Genomic DNA, 21,932 nt, shown 5'->3' on the forward strand with positions numbered 1-21,932 from the left:
AGAGTTCCTCCTTTCTCCCGCAGATCAGACGATCTGCACCGTTACTTTATGTAGTCCGTTCTTAATGACGCCATGTTTATATTCATTCATTTTTTCGGGAAGCACTTCCGTTCGGACCCCGTCCTCGAGCTTTAGTACCGACAGAGAGAGACGAATCACGTGATGAATGGAGCCTATGGATTTAAAAAGCGCATAGAACATCGACGCATGCAGCGCCTTTCCAATATCCCAGCCTCGGCCGTCAAAGCCGCCGTGAAGGGGATGGAGAAACCTCTCCATTCGCTCTAACGCGTCTGTCTCCGCCTGTATCGCTTCGTCCATCGACTTAACCGCAAGCACGACCTGTACGCCGACCTCAAGATAGGCAGGCTCGATCACTCCGATTTTGCCGGGAAAGCAGATGCCGTGAGGCGCTCGTGCATACAGATAAGACTCAACCTGATTCTTGATCTCTTGAAAAGCAGCTCCCGTCTGCCCTTCTCCCTTGGGGAGAACAACGACGGTCATGCAGCCGGCTTCCCTTTCCAAGCGGACGTTGACATTCGGCAGACATTTGACCTTGCTGATATTCGGATATGCCTCCCTCGCAAGCCATTCGTAATCCTCTGAGGTTACGGCCCGGTCCCTGTGCTTCAGCCTTTGAGGGCCGCGCCGGATCGCCTGCTCCATTGTCTCGGCATCGCAGCCGCCCGAAGCCGGCTCCTCATTCGTAACCCCCTGGAGAAAGGCGATGGAGCTTTGCAGACTTTGTATTCGGTGGCGGGGAAGATTGCCGCGTTCTCCCCCGCCGCTTTTGTAATTCACTTTTATACGCTCCGTATCGTCGTTAGGAAGCCGTTTCCCGCGAACACCGTCGCCGAATTTCAGTCTGCCCGAGGTACGATCGATAACGTAATGGCGGTCCTCCGGGCCGGAGGCGAGAAAATGACTAACGGGGTCGTACTTCACCCAGCATTTCATTAAGCGGCCGTCCGAATCCCTCAGCACTTGTACCGGACGGCCTGTGCTAGTCAACAGCTCCACTCCGTCCTCATGCAGCTGTTCGGTCTCATCGACCCATACTTCCTCCGACACGACCGGGCTGCGCGCCAGTATCACTTCCGTGTGTTCATCCTCATACACATACTCCGGAATGGATCGTTCGGGAGATTCCATGACGATGCTCTCCTGCTGCAGGGCAAGCACCGTATTCGTTCTAATCCCCCTTACCTTCGGCTTCGGAATTAAGCCGATCGGCTGGTCCAGCCTGCCGTCCTTGTTCAGCACCCGGAGCCAGAAGCCCTTCGTGCCGAATAAGCTCGCTTCCCCCATATCGGAGGGGGCCAGAAATTGGACCGTTCCCGAACGGACGAAGCCGCCGGTGCCATCCCTAACCTTCAGCGGCCGCCACTCGTTCAAACCCCATCCGTCCTCCAAATACTCCCAATCGAGCAGCGGTGCCTCCTGCTCCGTCATCCGCTGCTGCTGCAGCGAAAAGTAAATGCTGATCGGTCCGCGCTCCATCCTGCGGTCGAAGCCCAGATAAACCGCAGGCCGCTGCCCGGACAGGGCAAGGAAGGGTCGAAACACATTGCCTGTTCCTTCGAGATTCCTCGAGTAGTCCAGCGTCTCGACGTGATTTCGCGTAAGGCAGTGCTCAGGCAGCCGCTGCTGTTCCAAATCGTCGTAGGTGAATCGAACATTCTCAACCCAAGGTGAGATGTAAACGGCATTAGGCGAGTACATATTGTCGATGTTCAATACCCGGGCGCGGATCCAATAATTCCAATCGGAATTGACGAACGTCTCCGACACGTCCTCAGGGCAGCGGAAGGCAATCTGTACTTGCCTGTTTTCCTCTGTCCATGGGAAAAAGATACTTTCCGCTTCCTTAGCGACAGGCAGCCTCACCCAGCCGTTTCCGTTCCAGTATTCCCACACTACCCGGACGACGGAAATTCGGTCCGGGATGTCAACCTTGTCGACCTCTTCCCGCCTCATGATCATCTTCCAGTTGACTTCCGGCGGCTTCTCGGGATACAGGCGGTACTCCTTGAACGACAGCGTAAAGTCTGCCGTGATCCAGGCACCTCTTTTACTTAGAACCTCATCGCTGGCCGCGTAAAAGATGCCAAACGGCGCAAACATTTCGCCAAACGGATGAAATCCGTCATTTTCCACCTGGATATCGTTAAAGTACATTCGCTGTGGGGCAATACCGCCCTCCTCGGCGAAATCCAGATAGCTGCCCTTCAGCCTAAGGCCGTCCAGCTCCAGCTCAGCCAAGGGCAACGTTCCGCTCTCATCCGTGATCGGACCGGCAGCGCACTGCAGCCATCTCCCTTGAACGCCTTCGAGCTCCAGCTCACTCCATACTTTATTTGTCCTCTTCTGGAGAAGCACCCTGTTTCCGCTGCACGACACTTCATCGAAAGGGATCCAGGCTCCTTCGCTGTAGTATCGCCATTCGACCATCCGGGGATTGGCTAACAGCTCGCAGGCCAACGGCTCCGTATATCTCTTTTGCGTGTGGGACAGCTCGAGCTCCAGCGCAGCGCCATGGCGTACAAGGAATAAATCATTCAGCTTGAGATACAAGGTATGCTCCTGCAGATTCCTGCCTGAGCCCTCATACGTATCGAACAGAGGAACGGAATGCTCCTCTCTGCCATCCAAGCTTAGCATGACGATTCGATCGTGCGCGGAGCTCACATTGAACATCTGAGTGAGCTTGGCGGGTGTTACCACCATCGGTCCCTGGGTCTCGAAAATGATCGGCTCGGCACCGCCATCGGTCGGCAGCCCGGCCACCCGGGTCCCGTCCGGCACCAGTACATGCCTGTCGGCTCCTTCGCTAAGATGGAACGTCAAGTAAGCGCCGGCCGGCTTTGGAGCTTGAAGCGAAATATCAAGCAAATTCAAGAAAGCAATAAAATTTTTATGAGGAACGCGGTTCAGCCGCTTTATATTTTCATCCAGCATCCGGGCGAAGAGGAGAAACAAGGCGGTTCCCGGGTCCGGGTCCTCCGGCGTAAATCTCCATTCCGGCGTATAATGGGGAGCCATTTCTTTCATTTGCTCAATTAAGGACGCCATGGTTCGCGGATCAATCGGCGGAACATGCACTTGCTCTTCACCTCCACTTCTTCGTGTAGTTGGGCATTATTTCGCCCCTTCATTCAGATAGAACGGGTATACCTGGTTAAACAGGTTGTTGGTTGAGCGCACTGCGTACGCCACGTTCAAAAGGATCTTACCGGGCTCCGAGCCGTCCCGCTCGGCACGTACCTTGACCTCATAGACGCGGGGCTCCCATGCCCGAATGGCCTCCTCAACCGTGGATTCCATCAGCTTCAGCGTCGTATCGTCCGTGGAGCCGAACAAAAACCGCTCCAAACCGCAGCCGAAGCTCGGGCGCATCATCCGCTCCCCCTTCCCCGTCCATACGATAATCCGAATCGCTTCCGCGATGTCGTCCTCATGCTCTACCATTTTGATGCGGCCTGTCATTTCATCGACTTCAACAGGAAACTTCCACCCCCGACCCAAAAAGGATTTGGACATCACAGACCTCCTTATCAGTTGATTTTGACCATGCTGCCTTTAATGTTAATGATGCCGTCCGACTTCATATTGATGGAAGCTCCAGCCTTCAGCTCCATCGTAGCGGAAGCCTCCAGATTAAGCTGCGTCGATTTCACCTTGATCTCCTTGGTGCTTTCGATTTGGATATCTCCCTTCGCATTCATCATGATCTTCGACGTTCCCGCGCTGATAGTAATTTCATTGGCGGAGCCGCCTTTGATCAGCACGGACTGATTGCCTGAGGAATCGGCGATTTTGATGGAGCTGTCCTTGTCCATCATTTCAACTATTTGACCCTTATTCGTCTTCAGCGTTACCTTGCCGTCCGAATCGTTATCATCGAAAATGAGCTCGTGTCCGGCGCGGGATTTGAATTTTCTCACGTCGTTCTTTTCGTTCTTCCCGGGGGCCGGCTTCAGCTTGGAGCTCCAAAGCGTGCCGATCACATAGGGCTGCCTCACCTCTCCCAGATGGAACGCAACGAGAACCTCGTCTCCAACCTCCGGGATGAACAAGCTTCCGCGTTCATTCCCGGCCATTAAGGTGGCGATGCGCACCCAATCGGTCTCCGTTTCGCCTTCGCGCAATGGCAGCTTGAGCTTGACCCTGGCTAGGTTCTCCGGATCCTTGTTGTTGGTTACAATTCCGACCATTACGCCTTCAATACGCGGCATTCTGATTTCATTCGGTACCGCAAAAGGGAAATCGTTCATACGTTACACCGCATTTCCTTGGACTTGAAAGCTTGTTGAATATCCCTCGCTATCCATACGATGGGTAGCTCCCGTAACATAGAAGGGCTGATTCAGCTTTTTGCCTAAGCCGTCCAGCTTGATATATCGGCCTGCCTTGATTTCCGGGATGCCGATGCATTCTCCGTCGCCTGTAATCAGCTTCATCGCCTTGCGTCCAAGAATCGCCTCTGCCTTCGCTTTGGCTTCATCCGCGGAATCGACGTTGGTATACAAGTGCTCCTCGAATTCGCCCAGCGATGCTAATAAATCCTTGCCCGTTTTGGCGTTAGAGCCCAGCTTGGTAATCGTAGCCGCAGATGACTCCACCGTTTTCTGCTCCTTGTCGCTCCAGCCTCGGACCGTCACCTTGGTCAGCTGCTCGGCCAAATTCATATCCGCTGTGAAGCTGCGCAGATACTGGCCGTAGCTAAGCGTCAGCACCGGGGTCATCGAAGTGAGCGGCTTGCGGAAATACAGCGTTTTGTCCACCAGAAAAAAATCATAATTGCATATATACGCCAAATGCTCAATAAATTTAAAATCGCTGACCTGACTTTGGACGATCGTGCTGATTTTGTTCGTAGTATCGTCGATCACAAGGTCGGAAACGTAGGTCGACGCAACCTCTTTAACAACCTCGCTGTACTTTTTTTCCGTCCAGGAGCGGAACTTGGTTCCTTTCATCATCAGAGAGGACTTGTCGAGCCCTTTGACCCGAATGGTTGGGGTTCCCCCCTCGGGATATTCGATCGCTACCGAAGAAATCACGCCATGAAACATCAGCTCAAGCTTATCCACATAGCCGAGCTTGACTTCCATCGTCTTGCCCAGAACAAACACGTCGTCGAGCCACTGGAAATCCTCCTCGGCCGGTTTATAGGCATTGACGACGGTAAATTCCGCCATATTCGCTTCGGGCTCAACACTCGTTTGCACCGTAATGGAGGAGACGGCAACCTGCTTCTGCTTCACAATTTCCGTGCCGTCGATCAAGATTTCATGGGCAGGTGCAAAAAATTGCGCATATTTTTCAGCCAGCTTATTGACCTGGTAGGATGTTGTTGAGAGCGGCATGGTTGATCCTCCTTCCGCTGCCTGCTATTCGAGTCTCGGAACGATCAGCTTTCGGCCCGGTTCGATATGTCTCGGATTGTCAATCCGATTGGCACGCGCGATGTCGCGCCACTTGCCGGGATCATCATACTCATGGGCTGCCATCATCCACAACTGATCCCCTTGATTAAACGGCTTTTGCTTCGTACGGTCCGCCGATTGCCGCGGTGTCAGCTGCAGCTGCTCCGTCAGCGTCATAACCGCCTTGATCGTTACGCTGAGTGTGGCACGGACGGGAATTCCCGAATCCAGAAACATGGTGTATTTCTGCTTTACCTTCTCTACTACACCCCTGAAATTCAAAGATCCCCAGACAAAACGGACGTACGGGGGAGCATGCAGATCGCTGTCCACTTCGAGCAGCTTTACAATCTTGAACGTTTCCTCCCTCACGTCCTTGCTCGCCTCATAAGTATCGAAGAACAGATCCATCGTGAGCACCGTTTCATCCCCGCTGAGAAATTGCGCCGTAGGCGCACTAGCCCCGGGTGATTCTTGAAAAGCAAACGAGTTGGTCGTTTCAAGCTCGTATTCGCTCGGATTGAACAGGACCTCGAAGTCGTACGGATTGGTAGCTTCAACAAATATTTTCGCTTTGGTTAATGCCATCGCTTAAAGTCCTCTCCGCTGACGCTCAAACTTGATTTTCTTCTCCAGCTCTTTATACACCTTATCCACGAACCGTCCCATGTTAGGAAGAGAGGCTTGGGCCGCCTGAACCGTTTTGGTAATTTCCACTTCGACCGTTTTTAGCTTCTCTTCCACCTGACGGATCGCTTTGGTCGCGGCTTGAGCAGCCAGCTCATCGGGATTCGATCTCTTGCTCTTGTGATGCTCCAGCTGAGTTACCGCCGAACTGCCGCCCCGTGCCGAGTTAGCCGCCGGCTGAACGCCAACGGTCTCAGCTTTCGGAGCGCGGTTCTGAAGCGCCAACGGTGCGTAAGCCACCGGACTCGTGGATGTGGCCCTGCTGCCGGCAGCAGTTCCAGGAACACTCTGGACAGCTGCAGCTGGTGGTACCCCCAAGCGTGTCGCGAAGCTATTCACTCCCTGCGAAGCCGAGTGGGTCATTCCCAAACGCTCATCGGCCGTCCGGTGAAATGCTCCGATGGTCGGAACGGGCTGGCGTTGTATCCATCGGCCCGCACCTGAATTCAGAGTGCCTATCCGTTCCCCTTGACCGTGGGCGCTTGTATGATTCCATGCTATATGAAGCGTGGGCATTGGAGTATGTGCGGTTCCGGATGCTTGGCGGGACTTAGTTCCAATGAAGCTGCCTCCGAACGGCCCTGCGCCCGAATAACGCCCCTGTTGAAGCTGTGTCCGTTGCCCGTGCCGGTGAGCCGCTCCTCGTCCCTTGTCTTGAGCCGATACCGGTAGTGCAAAGAGGTCTCTTGCCCTGTTAGAGTTCGTCGTAAGTTCGCCGTAGATGGCATCCCGCTCCGTACGGGCGAACTCCAGCTTCGGTGACGGCTCGGCAAACTTGGCTTGCGGTGCTGCGGCCGTTGCCGTGGAAGCCGGCTTACGGACCGTACGTTCATTTGACGAAAGTGCTGCCGCCACTGCTTGGGACATGGCTGGAGCCCAGGAGGTGTTTGCGGATAGCATGGAGGCTCCGGCCACCGCTTGATTTCGAGCGGCCCCCCCTTCCTTTCCCCTCTTGCCCGATAATAAATCGCTTCGCCCAGTACGATGCTCCGCGCTTGCCGGTTGGCTCGAACACCGCTTAGAGACGCTCGCGGTCACGTTCGACGAACGATTCCCATGGCTTTGGCGTTGATTTCTATCGGATAGATTACGTCCCTCAAGGAGGCGCATTACCGGAGCCGCTCTCCCTACGGAAGCCTGCCCCGCCCTGCCTAACATTGTCACATAGCCGTTCGCGGCATGGGCGGAACCGTATGTATTCGGCCGGGCTGCACTTACGGTGCTTGTCGGCGCTACCCTACCCGATGCGTTCCCTGTTAAACCTATTACAGAAGCTATGTTCCTTATGGGTGGGCTGTTTTGGAGTGTACCGGTTGCCGACAATGCAGGATGTGATAATACTATCCTTTGGGAAACGGGAGACGACGAATCCCGTCCGGCGGCTGCTGCCAGCCCTTCACGCTGTGAGCTTAGTGGCTTTGCAGGGCTTGTCAGCATTGTACTTGCATGCAACGGGCTCATTCTTAGGATGCTTGTGAAGATCCCTCGTTCCCCATGGGATGAGCTTTGATCCGTTCTTAGCTGCCTGACCGGTTTCGTCGTTGTCCTGACGGCATCGTTCCGATCCCGATTCGGTAATCTGCCATTCTTCACTTGAGCTAGCTTCTCTTTTGCAAGTCCGGCTTCCCTTGAGTCCATCCCTGGAGCATGTCGGTGCAGCAAAGAGACGTTATCGGGGAACATCGTCCGGATTCTCTGCAACGGATGAGTGGCTCCGGTATGCTGCAGCTGTTTTATGTTAAAAGCTCCCCCGCTTACAGGGTAAGCAAAGTATGTAGATGGGCTCCTTCCTGGACCCGCATCCGCCCGTAGTGCGATATTGCGACCCGCAGCAGCCCCGGCTTCACTTAACTTACGGTTTCGGAAAATGGATGCCGATGCATGTCGGTTTCCGATCGGCGAACCGGATTCAAATGAACTCATCCGGCCTGGAGCGAGCCGGTACTGTAGGACCGTTCCAGTTCCAGGTGGCGTATGGCTGCGCGATGACCCGAGGAAACTCAGTCGATCCGTTGCCAACAGATAATGCGAGACGGTTCCGCGTGCCCCTGTACGGGAAACACCAGTTGGGATTACCTCGCTTCCTTTGTCTATGTAAGCTGTATCCTGCTGCCTGGAGCTCTCCGAAGACGAAATGCTTTTTGGCCAAGATCGACGTGGCGATTCCTGATTGCCATTTAATGGAGCTTGTGCTCCGCTCAGCGTTGCGGCTTGCGAGGAACGAGCATCGCTTGGAGCACCGGCTACCGCTGAAGCCTGCCTATACTGTACCTTCCCTTCAGATCGGGCAAAGTTAGCATTGCTGCTCCCTGCCGTTTCCCGGTGATACAGTCTGGTTGCTGACGACAAACGGACATCCGTCACCGGAGATGAGGATTGTCCGAAAACCGATTGGGCTGAGGCCTGACGGCCTCCTTCTTGCCCCCTGATTCCTTGTATACCTACGGGAACGGCATCTATATGATTTTGATTATTTTCGATGGGATGTGCCTTTCGGCCTAGTTGCTTATAAAAGGTGGGTTTCCACATGAACCGTTCACGTAATGAACTGTTGCTCTTGTTGATATCATACGTTTGGACCGGTTGAGTATAGCCGAGTCCGGATTCGGATTCGGGCCTGCGGCTAACCGCTTTAGCACTCGTATTCCCCTTGGACTCTTTTCTCTTCGCCGGTAGAGAGCTTACTTGCGTGCTCCTTCCGGGCTTGACAGCTGCAGCTTCATGGTTACGAAACCAACGGCCGCCACTTACTCCTTCTTCAATTCGTCGTCTTACTATGCGGTGAACTTGCTCTGCACCGCTTCCATTCCGCTGCATCCATATATGCCGAATGCCTTGTGCGGCAAACCTCTGAAGCACCACCGGATTGATAAGGGACATTGCAGCCGAGCCTTGGCCGGCTTTACGTACTTGGACCTGCCCCTGCCGGTTTTGCCCTAAGATGGCACGACTACTATCATCAGCATCCTGAGTAAGCTGACTTCCGGTAAGCTTCGCAATCTGAACCGGTCTTTTTACCATTCGTCCCTGAGCTCTATAACCGGCTTCCGCCTTACCCGCCAACTGAGCCGCATTGCCCTGCGTCAAGCGCGGATTCAAGCTCCCTCGGGTCCGGGCCGCTTCCGGTTTCTTCGAAATCCAAGCCGATGCCCTTGCGTGGTTGTCTCCGGTACCGCCACCACCGATCGCATGGATCTCCTGATGAACCTGGTCCCCGGTTTTTCCATTCGCCTTCCTGGTTCTACCCGGCTTTTTTCCCGTCTCCTTAGGCAACTCATCGAGCTGTTTAGATTCCTTACTCTCTTCCTTCTTCGAGCGGGACCTTTTCTTCGGAATCATCTCTGCAGCCAACGAATCGTCAGCTTTTTGCTGTGGTGCGGTGCCGCTTCTTTTTTTCGTGCCGCGCTTTGCTGTACATTCGTTTGTCTCAAGAACCGACCGCTCGTCCTGCGGCTTTTCCTCGCTCGGCCGCTTTGCGGCTCTCGTCCGTTTCGGCACGGCTTGCTCTTGCTTGAGGGGTTCCTTTACCTTTGTGCTTCGGCTTCCTCTGCCCGCGTTGCTGCCGGCTTGTTTGCTCCGACCTTGCGCTCCTTGTCCGGAAGCCTCCTCCCGGCGTTCCGCTCGCTTACTTTCCACAGCCTGCCGCTCCGTTACTTTCTCGAGCATCTGAAGCATGGCCCGCTGATTGCTCAGCACCAGCTGCTCTTCCTTTTGCATAGCCATCAGCTGCAGCTTCAAATTCACCACATACTGCTGGAGTGACACCTTCTGTACAGGTGGCGGCTGAATCACGGTTCCCTCGTTAGGCTCCCAGTAGACAAGCGACTGTCTGCCTAGATAGTTGCCTGCGGCAAAGCCATATTTGGTTGTAATCGAATCGGCGAAGCCTTGGTGGACTCTCGGCTGAATGGTTTGAAGCCCGGCTTCCATGTTTGTCGTCGTTCTCATCACCTATGCCCCTTGCCCCGTTAGTCCGCTGGTCCGCCTTACGATCCCACCGTTTTCAATCCGTTGTGTACGATCTCGATGGATTCCACAGCGACCTCGCTTTTCGTGGAATTCAGCTCCGGTCCGATCCACTTCACAGGATAAGCCTCGAAGAAATTCCATCGGATAAGCTCTTCACCCGAAACGGTACACATGATGATAGAGCCTTGCTTTCTCGTAATCCTGCCCCCGGCGTTGCCGGCATACCAGTCCCACAGCTCGTTGGACTTGGTAATTCCGCGCTTCAACACAATCGGAGGATAGCTGGTACGCTTGGGGAGTCTGTGTGTATAGCCGTTCACTCCGCCCTCGGCATACTCTTCATATTCGATTTCCGACTCCAGCCCGCTGACCTCCGTAAAGCCGCCGACCAACAGTCCTTCAATTTCCACGTTAAAACGAAACGCATTTCCTAAAGCGTCCGTATTCAATGCCCTCACCTCTTTTTACCGAATACGTCGAAGGGGTTGCTTGGCTCATCGTTCAAGCTGCGATTAATACGCGATACCTCCGAGCACCAGCGTCTGCGCTCCCGATGCTCCATGTTCATGATATCGTCGTGCTGCCAGTGAAAGTAATAAGCCAAAAACGCGGCCTCCTCATAGATCTTCTCCATGGGATAAACCGTTAGACCCCTTCCGTCTCGGATAAAAAAGAGATATCCACCTCAAACTCATGATCGCATTTCGGACAAGCGGTGCGTACGCTCAGCTTCTCCACTTCATTAATTTGGCGGTAAAAATTTTGCAAAAAGGCCAGATCCGCCGTGAACATCCGCTCAATGACCTTGGTGTCGATCGCCCGCAAATCCCCCAGCTTCGTGATCACACGTGCCAGCAAAATGATGCTCAAGTAGCCCGGATTGCTCTGTACGCGCTGATCGCGCATCGGCAGGATTTCATCGGCAGCCGTAGCCAATCGCATAATGCCGCGCTTATGCAGCGTTCCGTTCTCATCCACATATCCTCGGGGCAGTTCAAATTCATACTCTGTTCTGAAAGACAACGGTTTCGCCTCCTTGATTGTTGGAGCTTCATGAGGACAAGCATCGCCCCCATGAAGCCTTGTAACTGAATGATCATGTGATGGTACCAAAAATGGCTATGGCTTACGAAACTATTATTATTGGGTGCGTGTCATGCCTTCGTGCGCCAGCTCAAGATTCTCGATAGCCACTTCCGATGCGGAAGCGTCAAAATCCGGAGCCGTGTACTTGCAAGGCCAGGCTTCAATAACCTGCCATGTCGCTACATCGTCGCCTTCTTCGTTGATGGCGATAATGGTAACGGTTTTGCGGGTAACGGTTCCTTCGATGCATTCGGAAATCCAGTCGTACAAATCCATCGAGTCCGTCACGCCCCATTTCAGCGTGATGTTGCCGTATTTGGCCAGACCGGGAAGCTTACGCGGGGTAATGACTTCGTTGCCTTCGCGGTATTCCACTACGTCTAAGGAAGCATCGAAGCCGGATACTTCGCTAAAGCCGGCCTGCTGTATGCCTTCGACTTCTACTCGATATCGAAACTTTCTGTATGGATCATTGCGTTCGCCTGCCATGGTAAACCCCTTTCCAGTTCATGAACTAACCTGCTAAGGCCTATTCGCTGCTCAGATTACTCGGAGCCGGTTTTTTGCGTGAGACGGAAAATAACGAATTCAGCCGGCTTCACCGGCGCTACACCGATGACACAAATGAGGCGTCCGTTATCAATGTCGTCCTGCGTCATTGTACTGCGGTCGATCCGGATGTAGAACGCTTCGCCCGGACTTGTGCCGGCCAGCGCGCCGTCCTTCCAAACACGTGTCAGGAAGGCATCGATCGTACGATGAACCCGTGCCCACAGCTTCTCGTCATTCGGCTCGAATACAACCCAGTTCGTTCCGTTCTTAATGGAGCCTTCAAGGAAAATGAACAAACGGCGAACGTTCACATATTTCCAAAGTCCGTTCGAGGAGGTCGTCCTGGCGCCCCACACGCGAATGCCTTGTCCGGTGAAATGGCGGATCAGGTTCACTCCGCGAGGGTTCAGCACATCCTGCTCCCCTTTGTTGTACTGCACATCAAGACCTACGCAGCCGCGAATGACTTCATTCGCAGGCGCCTTATGTACTCCGCGCGTCGTATCGCTGCGGGCATAAATTCCGGCCATCGAGCCTGAAGGCGGAATGAAAATATTGCGCTTATCCAGCGGATCAAATACTTGAAGCCAAGGATTGTACATGGCAGCATATTGCGAATCGAAAATATCGCGGTGCGTCAGCACGTCGGATACCTTCGTCTTGTCGCGGGGAATATCCAGAATTGCAAAACGACTTCCGAGGTTTTCGCAGTGTGCAACAAGCGCGAGCTGTACATTCGGATCCGTTACGCCCGGAACCGCCATGATGCTGACTTCATCGTTGTCGATGAACGCTTGAATGCCCGTACGCTTGCCGGGGCCGTTGTCCGCGCCCATGAAATCGCCTGCGTTTAAGGAGTCCACATTGCCGTCACTACCGCCGGAAAGCTCGATGACATGCTTCTTCGCTTCCTCGTTCTCGCCGGAGATGACTTCAAACGGAGGTACGGCGCCGAGATCGCCATTGTCGGCGCTGCGATCCACAACGCGAATGATGTTCGATTTGGCGAGCACCTTTTCCACATGGTTGGCAGCCGAAACGTTTAACGAGACACGCTCATAGGTTTCCGCCTCGTCACCATAGAACGCATGAAGCGTGAATTCGCAGGTAGTGACTACTTTGGAGGGAAGAAGATTTTTGTCGGTCACATCGCCTTCGAAAGCGGATTCAAGCTCCAGAATGTTGTCCTGCGCCGAAATGACGCGGTTGTACTGCTTCTTGCCTGCCCCTTCGAAAGCGACAACGTCGCCAGGCTTGAAGCCTGCATCGCTTTTCACGAGGTATTTGGCGGATTTATCCGTTTGCTCAAGCACCTCATAGATTTGCGTTTTGGCTTTGCTTGCCGGTTCGAGCACCACACGTACCCGGTTGCCCCATTGGCCGGGGTTTTTGGCAAACACGCCGAGTGCGGACTCGGCACCGTTCGACGCAGGCTTCGCATCCGATGGAGCTACACGCATGATAAAGCAGCGGGCGCCTCCGTTCACGAAGAAATGCTCCACCGCATACGCCAAAAAGCGATAGGTACCGAACTGGTTCTCGGACAAGTACCCGCCGAATTGACGCGTGAAATCGTTCATGCTCGTTACGAATTGAGGGACTCCTTCTACAGGACCTCTTGCAGCGACACCGATAAAGCCTGCGGTGCTTGTGCTGACCCCTCCTAGCGGCACGCCGCCGCTGTCAAACTCTTCTACGTACACCCCTGGTGACAAGTACTCAGCCATTTGTTCCTGATCCCAAACCTCGGCTTGAAATCAGTTCCCTCCTTCCCATTGATCGAACATAAATAATTATCGACTTTATTTGCTAAGAAATAAAGACTTGACATGACTTTTTTTAGTAAAATGACCTAAAGTGTGAGTTTTGTTACCATTCCAGCTGAGTCGTCCGGCCCTCCTCCACCATCACCTCCTCAAAGAGGACGGATCGATTCCCATTCCACTCCAATTCCACCATGGCAGTGAACTGTTTCTTCCTCTGCGAAGGGAAAGCAGCCGCACATTCCCCCCTCCGATCGGTCATGCCTTCCGCAGTCTCCGTTAACAGTGTCCCTTTCGGATGCTCAAACAATAGCGGCTCCTGAACCCACGCGGTTCGCGTTACCGTATCCACCCGGGCGATGCGGACGAATTCCCGTTTGGAGGTAGAGCTGTCCAAAAGGTAATAACTGCAGCCCGGCGTCAATTTCGTTCCCGCAGTGTACGTGAAGGAAAGGCTTCCTTTGGAGGCCTCCGCCAGTTTGCCGGCCGGCAAGCCTTCGTCCGTGATGGCAGCCCTCAGATGACAGCCTTCGGGGAGAGTTTGATTCCTTCTTAAAGCCACCCGCAATAAGGTAGTACCAGGGGCAAATGACATGGAAGGCATAGGAATCAACGGAACGACAAGGGGCTCACGCACATCATGCGTGTGCGTATCTACCGAAACGGCAGCAATGGAATAATGCGGTGCTTCCACCTGCAAAGAATAGAGATCCGCCGAAAGTCCTATGACAATCAGCGTTCCGTCCTGCTTATGCAGAACTTTGCCGTAGGCGCCTTTCACTGTCAGCTTCGGTTTCACCCTTGCAGGAGGCTGGCCTGTAGCTACGTCTATGGGAAGCACAGCGCAGGAAACCTGAAGCGATACCGGCTTGCTTCTGTTCATAGCCCGCTTCCTTCCTGCTGCTCCAGGGTGAACCTGGCCTCTGTAACCCGCTTGGTTTGCTTCGTGCGCTTCGAGTCCAGAAATACAGGACCGACGGTGTAGCCAATGGACAGCTTGTACGGAGCATCTCCAAACAGGCCGATGACCGTTTCCGCCGACAGGTCGTCCTTTGAAATCCTCAGCTCTTCGCTCTTATCCGCCAACGAGCCGTGCAGCTGGGATCCCCGAAGGACGGAATTGTCGTTTAGCAGCTGCATGACTCTCCCCATGATTCGCTGCTCGTCCAATGCCCTGGAAGCTACATCGGAAGCGGAGTAGCAGGTAAGCAGGAAGGAGAGGTTCAGCGCCTGAGGCGGATACTGCAGCGCTTCCGTGCCCCGTCCCGTCATCGTTGTACGGCGGTTTTCCGCATTTTCATGAATTTGATAGAGAAAAAGTACGAGCTGCAAATCTCCTCTGTCCGCAGGAGAAGCAAGCCCGATTGACTCGGGCGCGGCAATCAGCTCCGGCACCAGCTGCTCGCGAAGCAGCTTCACCAGCGTTAAGCCAACATCCGAGATGACTGTATAATCTGCGATAGCGCATCTCCCTTTCCTGATTCGTTAGTCTTTCAGCAGCTCCGCATATTCACCCAGATCTGCCGGCAGCAGCAGCTTTCCGTTTTTGCGCATTTCGCTTCTTACCGCAGTCAGAATTTCCTTCATCCCAACCTCTTTGTCCGCCCCTGCTGCCAAGAAAGCGGCCGATACGGCCACGTTCTTGATAATCCCCCCCGCCATCTCGAAACGGCTTGCAAGAAACCGGTAATCGATATCAGGCTCCAGCGGCACCTGTGGGGGGAAGATGCTTTGCCAGAGAAGCTCTCTGTGATCGATATCCGGGAACGGGAATTTTACGATAAATCCGAAGCGTCTCATGAAGGCTTCATCGAGGTTGTGAAGGAGGTTCGTCGCCAGAATGGTAATCCCCTCGTACTCTTCCATCTTCTGAAGAAGATAGGCCGTCTCCACGTTGGCATATTTATCTTGAGCATCCTTCACCTCCGAGCGCTTCCCGAACAAGGCATCCGCCTCGTCGAAGAACAGTATCGCTCCGCTTTGCCCTGCCTCTTGAAAGATTTCATGGAGATTTTTTTCGGTTTCCCCTATGTATTTACTGATGACCTGCGACAGGTCGATACGGTACAGCTCCAGATTGAGCTCACTCGCAATGACCTGGGCCGACATCGTTTTCCCTGTGCCCGGAGGTCCCGCAAAGAGCAGGCTTGTCCCTTTTCCATAGGCTAAAGCGCGGTCGAATCCCCACTCACCGTAAACAAGCTGACGATACTTCAGCCTGGCGCACGCGTGCTCGAGCTGCTCTTTCTGCTCCGGTGGCAGGACCACCCGATCCCAAGTATAGCGCGCCTCAATACGAACAGCCTTTCGTTTCAGGTTATGCTGCATAAAGGCATAACACGCCTTATGGAGCAGTCGATCATCCGGCGCAGGCAGCCTTTCCCAGTCAATCAGCTGCCGGGCGTAATCCAGCGCCCCCGTAATTTGTCCCGGATGGAGACGAAATTTTCCAGCCAAGGAAGCCCAGTCTGCGGCATTCTCCATCCCTCGCTCCTTGCTGAAGGTGTGCCACAATCGCATCCGTTCACTGGTGTCGGGGTAGGGAATCTCTTCCTCCAGGAACAACATCCCTTCCTGCCACGGCAAAGGATTCCATGGTTCTGCAGACAGAAGAAAGGACGGACTCGCTTCCTGCCGAATCACGTCAAAAACGGCTTGTTTTTTTCCGGTCGTACCTTCGGCATCCCCTTGCAGCAGGTGGAATCGATCCCATGCCAGAAGGGCTCCATGAAGCTTAGCCTCTCTTCTTATCCGCAGCAGCAGATCCTCTGCAGCCCGTTCGTGACGGTTCAGAGCAGAGATATCCACTACAAGCAGCGGCTGAGAAAGCCCGTATGCAACATGTCGCGCTTGAAGCTTCTTTCCCGCCCCTTGCGCTCCCCACAGACAAAAGACAACCTTCTGCTGCTCGCCGGTCTCCACATATTGCCGCAGCTTGCTCTGCAGCTCCTGACCCGTCTCCAAAGCAGGAGGCTCCTCGCTCCAGCTGTACAGCTTCACCAAGCCGGAAAGCTCCTTGTCCTCTAAGCCAATTCCGAGCAGGAAAGCCAGAATTCTTTCATCCAGCTTTAACGGCAGGGCCAGCAGCGAATGCAGCGAGCCGGTCGCCGCCGGTTGAAGCAGCCAGGTCCTCAGCTTGCCGCCGCTTACGAAATAGCCTGTGACGGAGCGTTTGGGCTCAAAGGGGCCGCCGCTCAATTGAGCGCACAAATCCGGGGTTGCGTACTTGCAATTGGCGTCATCTTGTATGTAGGCGTAGAGCTTATCGTACTTACGATCCAACTCGGCAGCCAAGAGCATGTAAACTACCTGAAGCTCAAACGAATCCAGCTCGAATACGTCCGCCAAATAGAGCAGCGGTATAAAAACATCCTGCGCTCGGGTCAGACTGATTCTTTCGGCCATTCGCGCTTCAGCCTCTGCGGCGAGTCTAGCTAAATGCGAGAGCTCCGGATCCGCGTCCTTGCCCGAATCCGGGCTGAGCAGCCGGTACATCTCTTCCGGCGTTAGTACAAGTCCCTTGAAGGGCTCCAAGGCCGGATCACTCGGTCCGTTAATCCCCTCCATCCGTCTCATGGCCAGAAGGATGCGCAAGTCCAGCAGCTCACCGGCATCCGCATAAAAATCCCAAGAGCCTTTGTACGCAGTCAAAGTTCGTGTTGCTTCGTTTGATGCCATCCGGTTCCGTCCTTTTCTTATCAGCCCTTAAAGCTCTCAGCATAACGGCCAGGATCCAGCTTCGTTTGCGCTGCCTTAGCTCCCATACGATCCGCTTCCTTCTCTAAGGAAGGGTCGTCATTGACCGGCATGCCACCGATATCCATGGTCGGCTTCACGCGCCCTTGGCGCTGCTGTACTACATGGGTCAGCTCGTGTCCCAGCAGCCGCTGTCCTGCGGCAGAATCCGGATTATACTGGCCGGGTGCAAAATGAATGTCGTTCCCTTGGGCATAGGCCAATGCCCCGACCTCCGGGGCCTTCGAGCCAACATGGATATTCACGTCGGAAAAATCGCTGCCGAGCGCAGACTCCATTTGCGTTTGCACATTTTCAGGCATTTTTCCCTTGCGTTGGATCGGCCTGCTTATTGAGGCTCCGGGCTGTGTTTCCTTCGGAGTTACAACGGGTTTTGCCGCGCTGCTTTTCCTTACGCTAGCTGATGAGGGTTCCCTACGCGCTTGCTCTCTCATCATTTCTCCCCTTTTCATAGTTTCTCTTACCGTTCAGCCTGAAGTATCACCCGTTACCCGTTCCATCAAGCCTTTGTCAGGTTTAGGCGAAAAATATATAGACATAAAGTCCTCGTTTAGCTAATTTTATCGAATAACGGCAGTTTTGGAAACAATAATTTTCTGTATATTCTAATTTTTTCAATTTGTGGTATGCTGGAAGTACTACTTGTCAAGAGGTGAGCCCATGGAGAGGAAGAAGGATCAGAAGGAATCGAAACCAAAAGGCGGCAAGCGCCGTGCTGCTGCTTTGACCGGCTCCTTAGGTTCCATGGCTTCCGGCACCTCTGCACATCTCATGGAGCTGCAGGGTCTTGTGGGAAATCAGTCGCTTGCCCGACTGCTGGCAACCGGAAGCTTCTCGGAGCACGATGAGAACGACAAGGAAGATCCGGCATCAGAGACTGTTTCAACAACGAAGGACTTCGCAGGAAAGAAGAAGGGCCCCAAGCAGCCCGAAACACCGATCATCGCCACGCAGCTTGTGCGCCCCAGCGGATCCGAAGGCTCTCAAGAACAAGCGAAGCACTGGCTCAATGCCGCCTATCGCAAAGAACAGCAACTAACCTCAGGTAGAAAAACATCAGTATCACGCGACAAGCTGCTGCAGAAGGTCATCTCCGAGCTGCCATCCTCTGTTTATGCAGGAATGCAATTCACAGCAGCCACAGGAAAGGACAGCAAGGATGACATCGTGCAAACCTGGACCGCCCCGTCCCAAAAAATTCAATACGCCGTAACCTCCCAGGGTGAGGGCGCCAGGCAAGAGGTAAATGTCATGGCGTGGGACGAAGAGCTTAGTCCTTCCGCGCGTCAGCAGACAACCGAGACGTGGGTAGCTAATCGAATTCCCCGCGCAAGTACGGAATATTGGAAGGGATTGGCTTCAAGGCTGAAGCAGCGCACTTTGGATCATATGAAAAATATGCCTCAGCACGGGCTAGATGAGGATACGGAGGAAATGCTTCATTCGGTCACTGACGATGACGATGAGGAATAATTGCCTACAGTGGTATCTTACATTGACTGCTACGCCCACATTCTTTCTACTTCCGCCAATTGATTTTCTTCGAACGCGAGTCGATATATGTCCGGCTTCGAGGTGCGTTTCCAAAATGCGCCGCCGTAGTCGTTATCAAAAAAGTTCATGATGGCCGTCATAATGTTGCCGTGCGTCCCGATCACAATATTGCCGCCGCGGTGCTCAGACAGGAGCTTTTGGACAATGGGAATCGACCTCATCTGTGCCTGCCGTGTGGTTTCCCCACCCGCGAGTGCATAATCGATATCCGTAAAGGAACGCTCGATGGCAGCCTCCAGCTCCTCCCACGGGGCTTTGTAATCTAAACCTTTGATCGCCCTCTCCCTTAACTCCTCAAACTGCTCGATCGGGAGATTCCTGCTGTCTGCCACGTACTGCACTGTCTGGACCGCTCTAGTATAATTGCTGGAAGCAACATGGTTTATGCTTACACCGCTAAGCTTGTCAGCTACTAGTTTTGCAGCCAGCAGGCCTTCCTCAGACAGTCCCCGCGCTTTTTCCTGGCCAAAGACAAACGGAGACTCCGCATGCCGAACCATATAAACGGTTGTCCTTTCCCCCATTGGAAAACCCTCCTACTGATTAATTGATCTGTCTCTTGCTGACAAACGCATTTTCCGCTTTGGCGAATCCGAACCTCTCATCATGCTTCATCAACCTCTTTCTCATGACGTACCAGCGATCCGTCTTTTCCGGGTATTCCCGCTCTTGAATGATCGAATAGCCCCGATCAAGATAGTACTTCACGTTCTCGGGGATCGACAACCGAACCTCTACCCTTGTTTCCGCATAGTGCCGTTCGATTGCTTTGTTTTCCAATTACGTCAGCATCATTCCGCCGATTCCCATTCCCCTGCACTCTGGAATAACCGAAACCCTGCCTATGTACATGTAGGTGTCCTGATAATAAAATTGGGCGGAGCCGACTGCATCAGGATCTTGATATGCAAGTATAGCGCCGCCCCGATTCGAAGTCTTTGCGATGATATCATCTACTGTTTCCAGCAAAGCACCGGATTCCGGTGTAAGCCTTCCTATATATTCCTTGAAGGCTTGCCGCATGATCCTGTGGACTAATTCCATATCGATGGTTTGTGCATCTTTTATTGTAACGGCCAACGTAATACCCCCCTTTCTCTTAGATCCGACACCGTAATTGCTAAAAATGTATCATCGCTCCGCGGGCATCGAACACTGCTGTCGGGTTCCACGCAACCTCCCATGCGTTCCCTTCGGGATCTAAGAAATACGAGGTTCTTCCTCCCCAGAATGCATCGCTTGCTTCTCGTATTACTCTGCCCCCGGCAGCTTTTACTTCTTCGGTTACAGCGTCGACCTGATGAGGCTCATCCACATTGATTGCCAAGGTAATCCCCTTAAAGCCTGTAACGGACGGTTCAGACTCCAAGCCTGCATCCTTTATAAGCTCTTCCATCGGAAACAAGGAAAGCAACACGCCGGCCGTTCTAAACACGCAATAACTGTCAGTGCTGATTTCCGTCTCACTCCAGCCTAACCTTTGGTAAAATTTTCTTAGCTCCGGGAGGTTTTGCGCTCCTAGGGTTATCAGACTTACTCTTTCCGGCACCATACATGTTACCTCCGTTCTAAATGCCCCTGTGGAGGGGTTTATCTAGAGAATCTAGAAACCTTCTTTGATCGTATCCTTTGGATCCCATATGGACCAAGCTGCTTCTAATAGATTTCCTTGGTTGTCTCTAAAATAAAAATACTTCGCTTCCCCCGCCCCGAGCGTCTGAAGCTCCTCAACAATGACACCTTTCCTTCTTAGCTCGCTATGTGTATATTCAATATCCTGGCAATTCAAAGCCATGGTAGGGAACGGCTTTCCGTTACGAAGGATTTCCAAACGATGGCTGTCTTCCGTCTCGATAAGCAATAAGGCTATGGAATGCGTGTGAGGATGGTGCAGCACGGCCAAAAGCGAACCGCGGTCCGCAAACTTCTGCATCAGTTTAAAATCCAAGTGATAAGTATACCATTCAATAGATTTCTCTATATCCGAAGTTGGCATATAAACATAGCCAATACGGGTAAATAAATAATCGTTACTCATGGACTAACCTCCTCCTACTGAACGGCGCATTTCTGCAAAAACGCAACATTTACAACCGTTTCAACTTTTAAAATATATGAATTCTGCGTTTATACAACATTCTAAAACCTTTTAATTCGTTTTCGGGAATATCTGCTACGAAAGCTGCCTATTCTCACAAATCTCGTTCAGAACCTCTCCTTGAGGGGTTAATTTGTGTACTTTTGCAGCTTTGCAATAGTACACTTCGCTATATCATTGGCTGGGACGGGATGTTCCCTACGTTCGTCATCAGGAAATAAAGGTCTCTTTCACCCTGGATGATTTCCAAAAGTACAATATCCAAGCTATACTTACGATGACAAAAAATAAAGATACAAAGTACGTCTTCGGGAAGAGATGATTGCTAAGGACAACACTTGCCATCCCGGATTTAACATATTATACCATAATAAACAAAAAAGACCCACACCCCACCAACCGGTGGAGCATGGGTCTTGATCGCGAACTAAGCGCGGGAAATGTATTTGCCTTCGCGAGTGTCGATAAGGAGCACATCGCCTTCGTTGATGAACAGAGGCACTTGCACGTTCAAGCCGGTTTCGACCTTTGCGTTCTTTGTAGCACCGGTAGCCGTATTCCCCTTGATGCCCGGCTCTGTCTCAATCACTTTCAAGTCTACGCTGTTCGGCAGGTTGATCCCGAGGATCTCGCCTTGGTAGCTCATGATGTGGATCATCATGTTTTCCTTCAGGAAGTTCAGCTCCCACTCGATTTGCTTCTTCTCGAGAGTGAACTGGTCGTAAGTCTCGGTATCCATAAAGGAAAATTCGTTACCACTAGCATACAGGTATTGAACCTGACGGTTTTCGATGTGCGCACGGCTTACGTTCTCGCCGGCACGGAATGTACGCTCAACAGTGTTACCGTTGCGCAGGTTTTTCAGCTTGGAACGTACGAACGCGGCCCCTTTGCCTGGCTTTACGTGTTGGAAGTCGATGACGGTGAACAAATCACCTTCTACTTCGATAGTCAAACCTGTTTTGAAATCGTTAACTGAGATCACTGGAACAAAACCTCCCTATAATGTAAGCAGACAGCCGCGTCAAAAGCGAT

The 21,932-nt window shown here is 53.0% G+C and carries 22 protein-coding genes; 1 reads left to right on the forward strand and 21 read right to left on the reverse strand.

Translation table 11 applies throughout. The features are described 5' to 3' along the window. Positions 1–24: 24 nt before the first annotated feature. The 15 genes from RAC89_RS03440 to RAC89_RS03510 all read right to left on the reverse strand — a co-directional run bounded on the left by RAC89_RS03440 (position 25) and on the right by RAC89_RS03510 (position 17,547). Entirely contained in the window at positions 25–3,075 is a 3,051-nt protein-coding gene (locus tag RAC89_RS03440; RefSeq protein ID WP_306611754.1) for a putative baseplate assembly protein, read from the reverse strand. A 66-nt stretch (positions 3,076–3,141) separates the two neighbouring features. Beyond that, positions 3,142–3,543 carry a GPW/gp25 family protein gene (locus tag RAC89_RS03445; RefSeq protein ID WP_306611756.1) on the reverse strand — a complete coding sequence of 134 codons (402 nt, stop codon included), beginning with the start codon at positions 3,541–3,543 and terminating at the stop codon, positions 3,142–3,144. Positions 3,544–3,557: 14 nt separating this feature from the next. Then, entirely contained in the window at positions 3,558–4,277 is a 720-nt protein-coding gene (locus tag RAC89_RS03450; RefSeq protein ID WP_306611758.1) for a phage baseplate assembly protein V, read from the reverse strand. A 3-nt stretch (positions 4,278–4,280) separates the two neighbouring features. Beyond that, entirely contained in the window at positions 4,281–5,372 is a 1,092-nt protein-coding gene (locus tag RAC89_RS03455) for a phage late control D family protein (RefSeq protein WP_306611759.1), read from the reverse strand. A gap of 24 nt (positions 5,373–5,396) precedes the next feature. Beyond that, the gene (locus RAC89_RS03460; RefSeq protein WP_306611761.1) at positions 5,397–6,020 is read right to left on the reverse strand and encodes a CIS tube protein; all 624 of its coding nucleotides are present in this window, start codon (positions 6,018–6,020) and stop codon (positions 5,397–5,399) included. 3 nt (positions 6,021–6,023) lie between these two features. Continuing rightward, complete coding sequence (locus RAC89_RS03465) at positions 6,024–10,067, reverse strand: hypothetical protein (RefSeq protein ID WP_306611763.1); 4,044 nt, start codon at positions 10,065–10,067, stop codon at positions 6,024–6,026. Between the two features lie 38 nt (positions 10,068–10,105). Continuing rightward, complete coding sequence (locus tag RAC89_RS03470) at positions 10,106–10,537, reverse strand: phage tail protein (protein ID WP_373429891.1); 432 nt, start codon at positions 10,535–10,537, stop codon at positions 10,106–10,108. A 5-nt stretch (positions 10,538–10,542) separates the two neighbouring features. Then, positions 10,543–10,722, reverse strand: coding sequence for a DUF6760 family protein (locus tag RAC89_RS03475; protein ID WP_306611767.1), 180 nt, complete (start codon positions 10,720–10,722; stop codon positions 10,543–10,545). 11 nt (positions 10,723–10,733) lie between these two features. Next, positions 10,734–11,111, reverse strand: coding sequence for a phage tail assembly protein (locus tag RAC89_RS03480; RefSeq protein ID WP_284640498.1), 378 nt, complete (start codon positions 11,109–11,111; stop codon positions 10,734–10,736). Between the two features lie 117 nt (positions 11,112–11,228). Further along, positions 11,229–11,663, reverse strand: coding sequence for a phage tail protein (locus tag RAC89_RS03485; RefSeq protein ID WP_306611769.1), 435 nt, complete (start codon positions 11,661–11,663; stop codon positions 11,229–11,231). 56 nt (positions 11,664–11,719) lie between these two features. Then, a complete protein-coding gene (locus RAC89_RS03490; RefSeq protein ID WP_306611771.1) occupies positions 11,720–13,453 on the reverse strand; it encodes a phage tail sheath family protein in 1,734 nt (577 codons plus the stop codon). 142 nt (positions 13,454–13,595) lie between these two features. After that, positions 13,596–14,372, reverse strand: coding sequence for a hypothetical protein (locus RAC89_RS03495; protein WP_306611773.1), 777 nt, complete (start codon positions 14,370–14,372; stop codon positions 13,596–13,598). Then, complete coding sequence (locus RAC89_RS03500) at positions 14,369–14,971, reverse strand: Pvc16 family protein (RefSeq protein ID WP_306616033.1); 603 nt, start codon at positions 14,969–14,971, stop codon at positions 14,369–14,371. The genes RAC89_RS03495 and RAC89_RS03500 overlap by 4 nt, the downstream gene beginning before the upstream one ends. Before the next feature lie 3 nt (positions 14,972–14,974). Continuing rightward, on the reverse strand, positions 14,975–17,167 hold the full coding sequence (locus RAC89_RS03505) for an ATP-binding protein (RefSeq protein ID WP_306611775.1): 2,193 nt from the start codon (positions 17,165–17,167) through the stop codon (positions 14,975–14,977). Positions 17,168–17,187: 20 nt separating this feature from the next. Then, positions 17,188–17,547 carry an eCIS core domain-containing protein gene (locus tag RAC89_RS03510; protein WP_306611777.1) on the reverse strand — a complete coding sequence of 120 codons (360 nt, stop codon included), beginning with the start codon at positions 17,545–17,547 and terminating at the stop codon, positions 17,188–17,190. A gap of 358 nt (positions 17,548–17,905) precedes the next feature. On the opposite strand from RAC89_RS03510, the gene RAC89_RS03515 reads away from it, so the two are divergent. Beyond that, a complete protein-coding gene (locus tag RAC89_RS03515) occupies positions 17,906–18,718 on the forward strand; it encodes a hypothetical protein (RefSeq protein WP_306611779.1) in 813 nt (270 codons plus the stop codon). Between the two features lie 29 nt (positions 18,719–18,747). Here the strand turns inward: RAC89_RS03515 and RAC89_RS03520 are convergent, their stop codons facing one another. The 6 genes from RAC89_RS03520 to efp all read right to left on the reverse strand — a co-directional run bounded on the left by RAC89_RS03520 (position 18,748) and on the right by efp (position 21,882). After that, positions 18,748–19,323 carry a histidine phosphatase family protein gene (locus RAC89_RS03520; RefSeq protein WP_306611781.1) on the reverse strand — a complete coding sequence of 192 codons (576 nt, stop codon included), beginning with the start codon at positions 19,321–19,323 and terminating at the stop codon, positions 18,748–18,750. A 19-nt stretch (positions 19,324–19,342) separates the two neighbouring features. Continuing rightward, positions 19,343–19,579: a hypothetical protein gene (locus RAC89_RS03525; protein ID WP_306611783.1), complete on the reverse strand. Its 237-nt coding sequence runs from the start codon at positions 19,577–19,579 to the stop codon at positions 19,343–19,345. Then, positions 19,580–19,879 carry a GNAT family N-acetyltransferase gene (locus RAC89_RS03530; RefSeq protein ID WP_306611785.1) on the reverse strand — a complete coding sequence of 100 codons (300 nt, stop codon included), beginning with the start codon at positions 19,877–19,879 and terminating at the stop codon, positions 19,580–19,582. It lies immediately after the preceding gene. Positions 19,880–19,919: 40 nt separating this feature from the next. Continuing rightward, the gene (locus tag RAC89_RS03535) at positions 19,920–20,351 is read right to left on the reverse strand and encodes a VOC family protein (protein WP_306611787.1); all 432 of its coding nucleotides are present in this window, start codon (positions 20,349–20,351) and stop codon (positions 19,920–19,922) included. 51 nt (positions 20,352–20,402) lie between these two features. Then, on the reverse strand, positions 20,403–20,837 hold the full coding sequence (locus RAC89_RS03540; RefSeq protein WP_306611789.1) for a VOC family protein: 435 nt from the start codon (positions 20,835–20,837) through the stop codon (positions 20,403–20,405). 487 nt (positions 20,838–21,324) lie between these two features. Continuing rightward, positions 21,325–21,882 carry an elongation factor P gene (gene efp, locus RAC89_RS03545; protein ID WP_284640511.1) on the reverse strand — a complete coding sequence of 186 codons (558 nt, stop codon included), beginning with the start codon at positions 21,880–21,882 and terminating at the stop codon, positions 21,325–21,327. Between the last annotated feature and the right edge of the window lie 50 nt (positions 21,883–21,932).

The sequence above is a fragment of the Paenibacillus sp. GD4 genome (assembly GCF_030846225.1).
GTDB lineage: Bacteria > Bacillota > Bacilli > Paenibacillales > NBRC-103111 > Paenibacillus_G > Paenibacillus_G silviterrae.

Coding starts and splice junctions, on each gene's coding strand:
- RAC89_RS03440 (WP_306611754.1), bottom strand. CDS start 3,075: ATGGCGTCCTTAATTGAGCAAATGAAAGAAATGGCTCCCCATTATACG.
- RAC89_RS03445 (WP_306611756.1), bottom strand. CDS start 3,543: ATGTCCAAATCCTTTTTGGGTCGGGGGTGGAAGTTTCCTGTTGAAGTC.
- RAC89_RS03450 (WP_306611758.1), bottom strand. CDS start 4,277: ATGAACGATTTCCCTTTTGCGGTACCGAATGAAATCAGAATGCCGCGT.
- RAC89_RS03455 (WP_306611759.1), bottom strand. CDS start 5,372: ATGCCGCTCTCAACAACATCCTACCAGGTCAATAAGCTGGCTGAAAAA.
- RAC89_RS03460 (WP_306611761.1), bottom strand. CDS start 6,020: ATGGCATTAACCAAAGCGAAAATATTTGTTGAAGCTACCAATCCGTAC.
- RAC89_RS03465 (WP_306611763.1), bottom strand. CDS start 10,067: ATGAGAACGACGACAAACATGGAAGCCGGGCTTCAAACCATTCAGCCG.
- RAC89_RS03475 (WP_306611767.1), bottom strand. CDS start 10,722: ATGGAGAAGATCTATGAGGAGGCCGCGTTTTTGGCTTATTACTTTCAC.
- RAC89_RS03485 (WP_306611769.1), bottom strand. CDS start 11,663: ATGGCAGGCGAACGCAATGATCCATACAGAAAGTTTCGATATCGAGTA.
- RAC89_RS03490 (WP_306611771.1), bottom strand. CDS start 13,453: ATGGCTGAGTACTTGTCACCAGGGGTGTACGTAGAAGAGTTTGACAGC.
- RAC89_RS03495 (WP_306611773.1), bottom strand. CDS start 14,372: ATGAACAGAAGCAAGCCGGTATCGCTTCAGGTTTCCTGCGCTGTGCTT.
- RAC89_RS03505 (WP_306611775.1), bottom strand. CDS start 17,167: ATGGCATCAAACGAAGCAACACGAACTTTGACTGCGTACAAAGGCTCT.
- RAC89_RS03510 (WP_306611777.1), bottom strand. CDS start 17,547: ATGCCTGAAAATGTGCAAACGCAAATGGAGTCTGCGCTCGGCAGCGAT.
- RAC89_RS03515 (WP_306611779.1), top strand. CDS start 17,906: ATGGAGAGGAAGAAGGATCAGAAGGAATCGAAACCAAAAGGCGGCAAG.
- RAC89_RS03520 (WP_306611781.1), bottom strand. CDS start 19,323: ATGGGGGAAAGGACAACCGTTTATATGGTTCGGCATGCGGAGTCTCCG.
- RAC89_RS03535 (WP_306611787.1), bottom strand. CDS start 20,351: ATGGTGCCGGAAAGAGTAAGTCTGATAACCCTAGGAGCGCAAAACCTC.
- RAC89_RS03540 (WP_306611789.1), bottom strand. CDS start 20,837: ATGAGTAACGATTATTTATTTACCCGTATTGGCTATGTTTATATGCCA.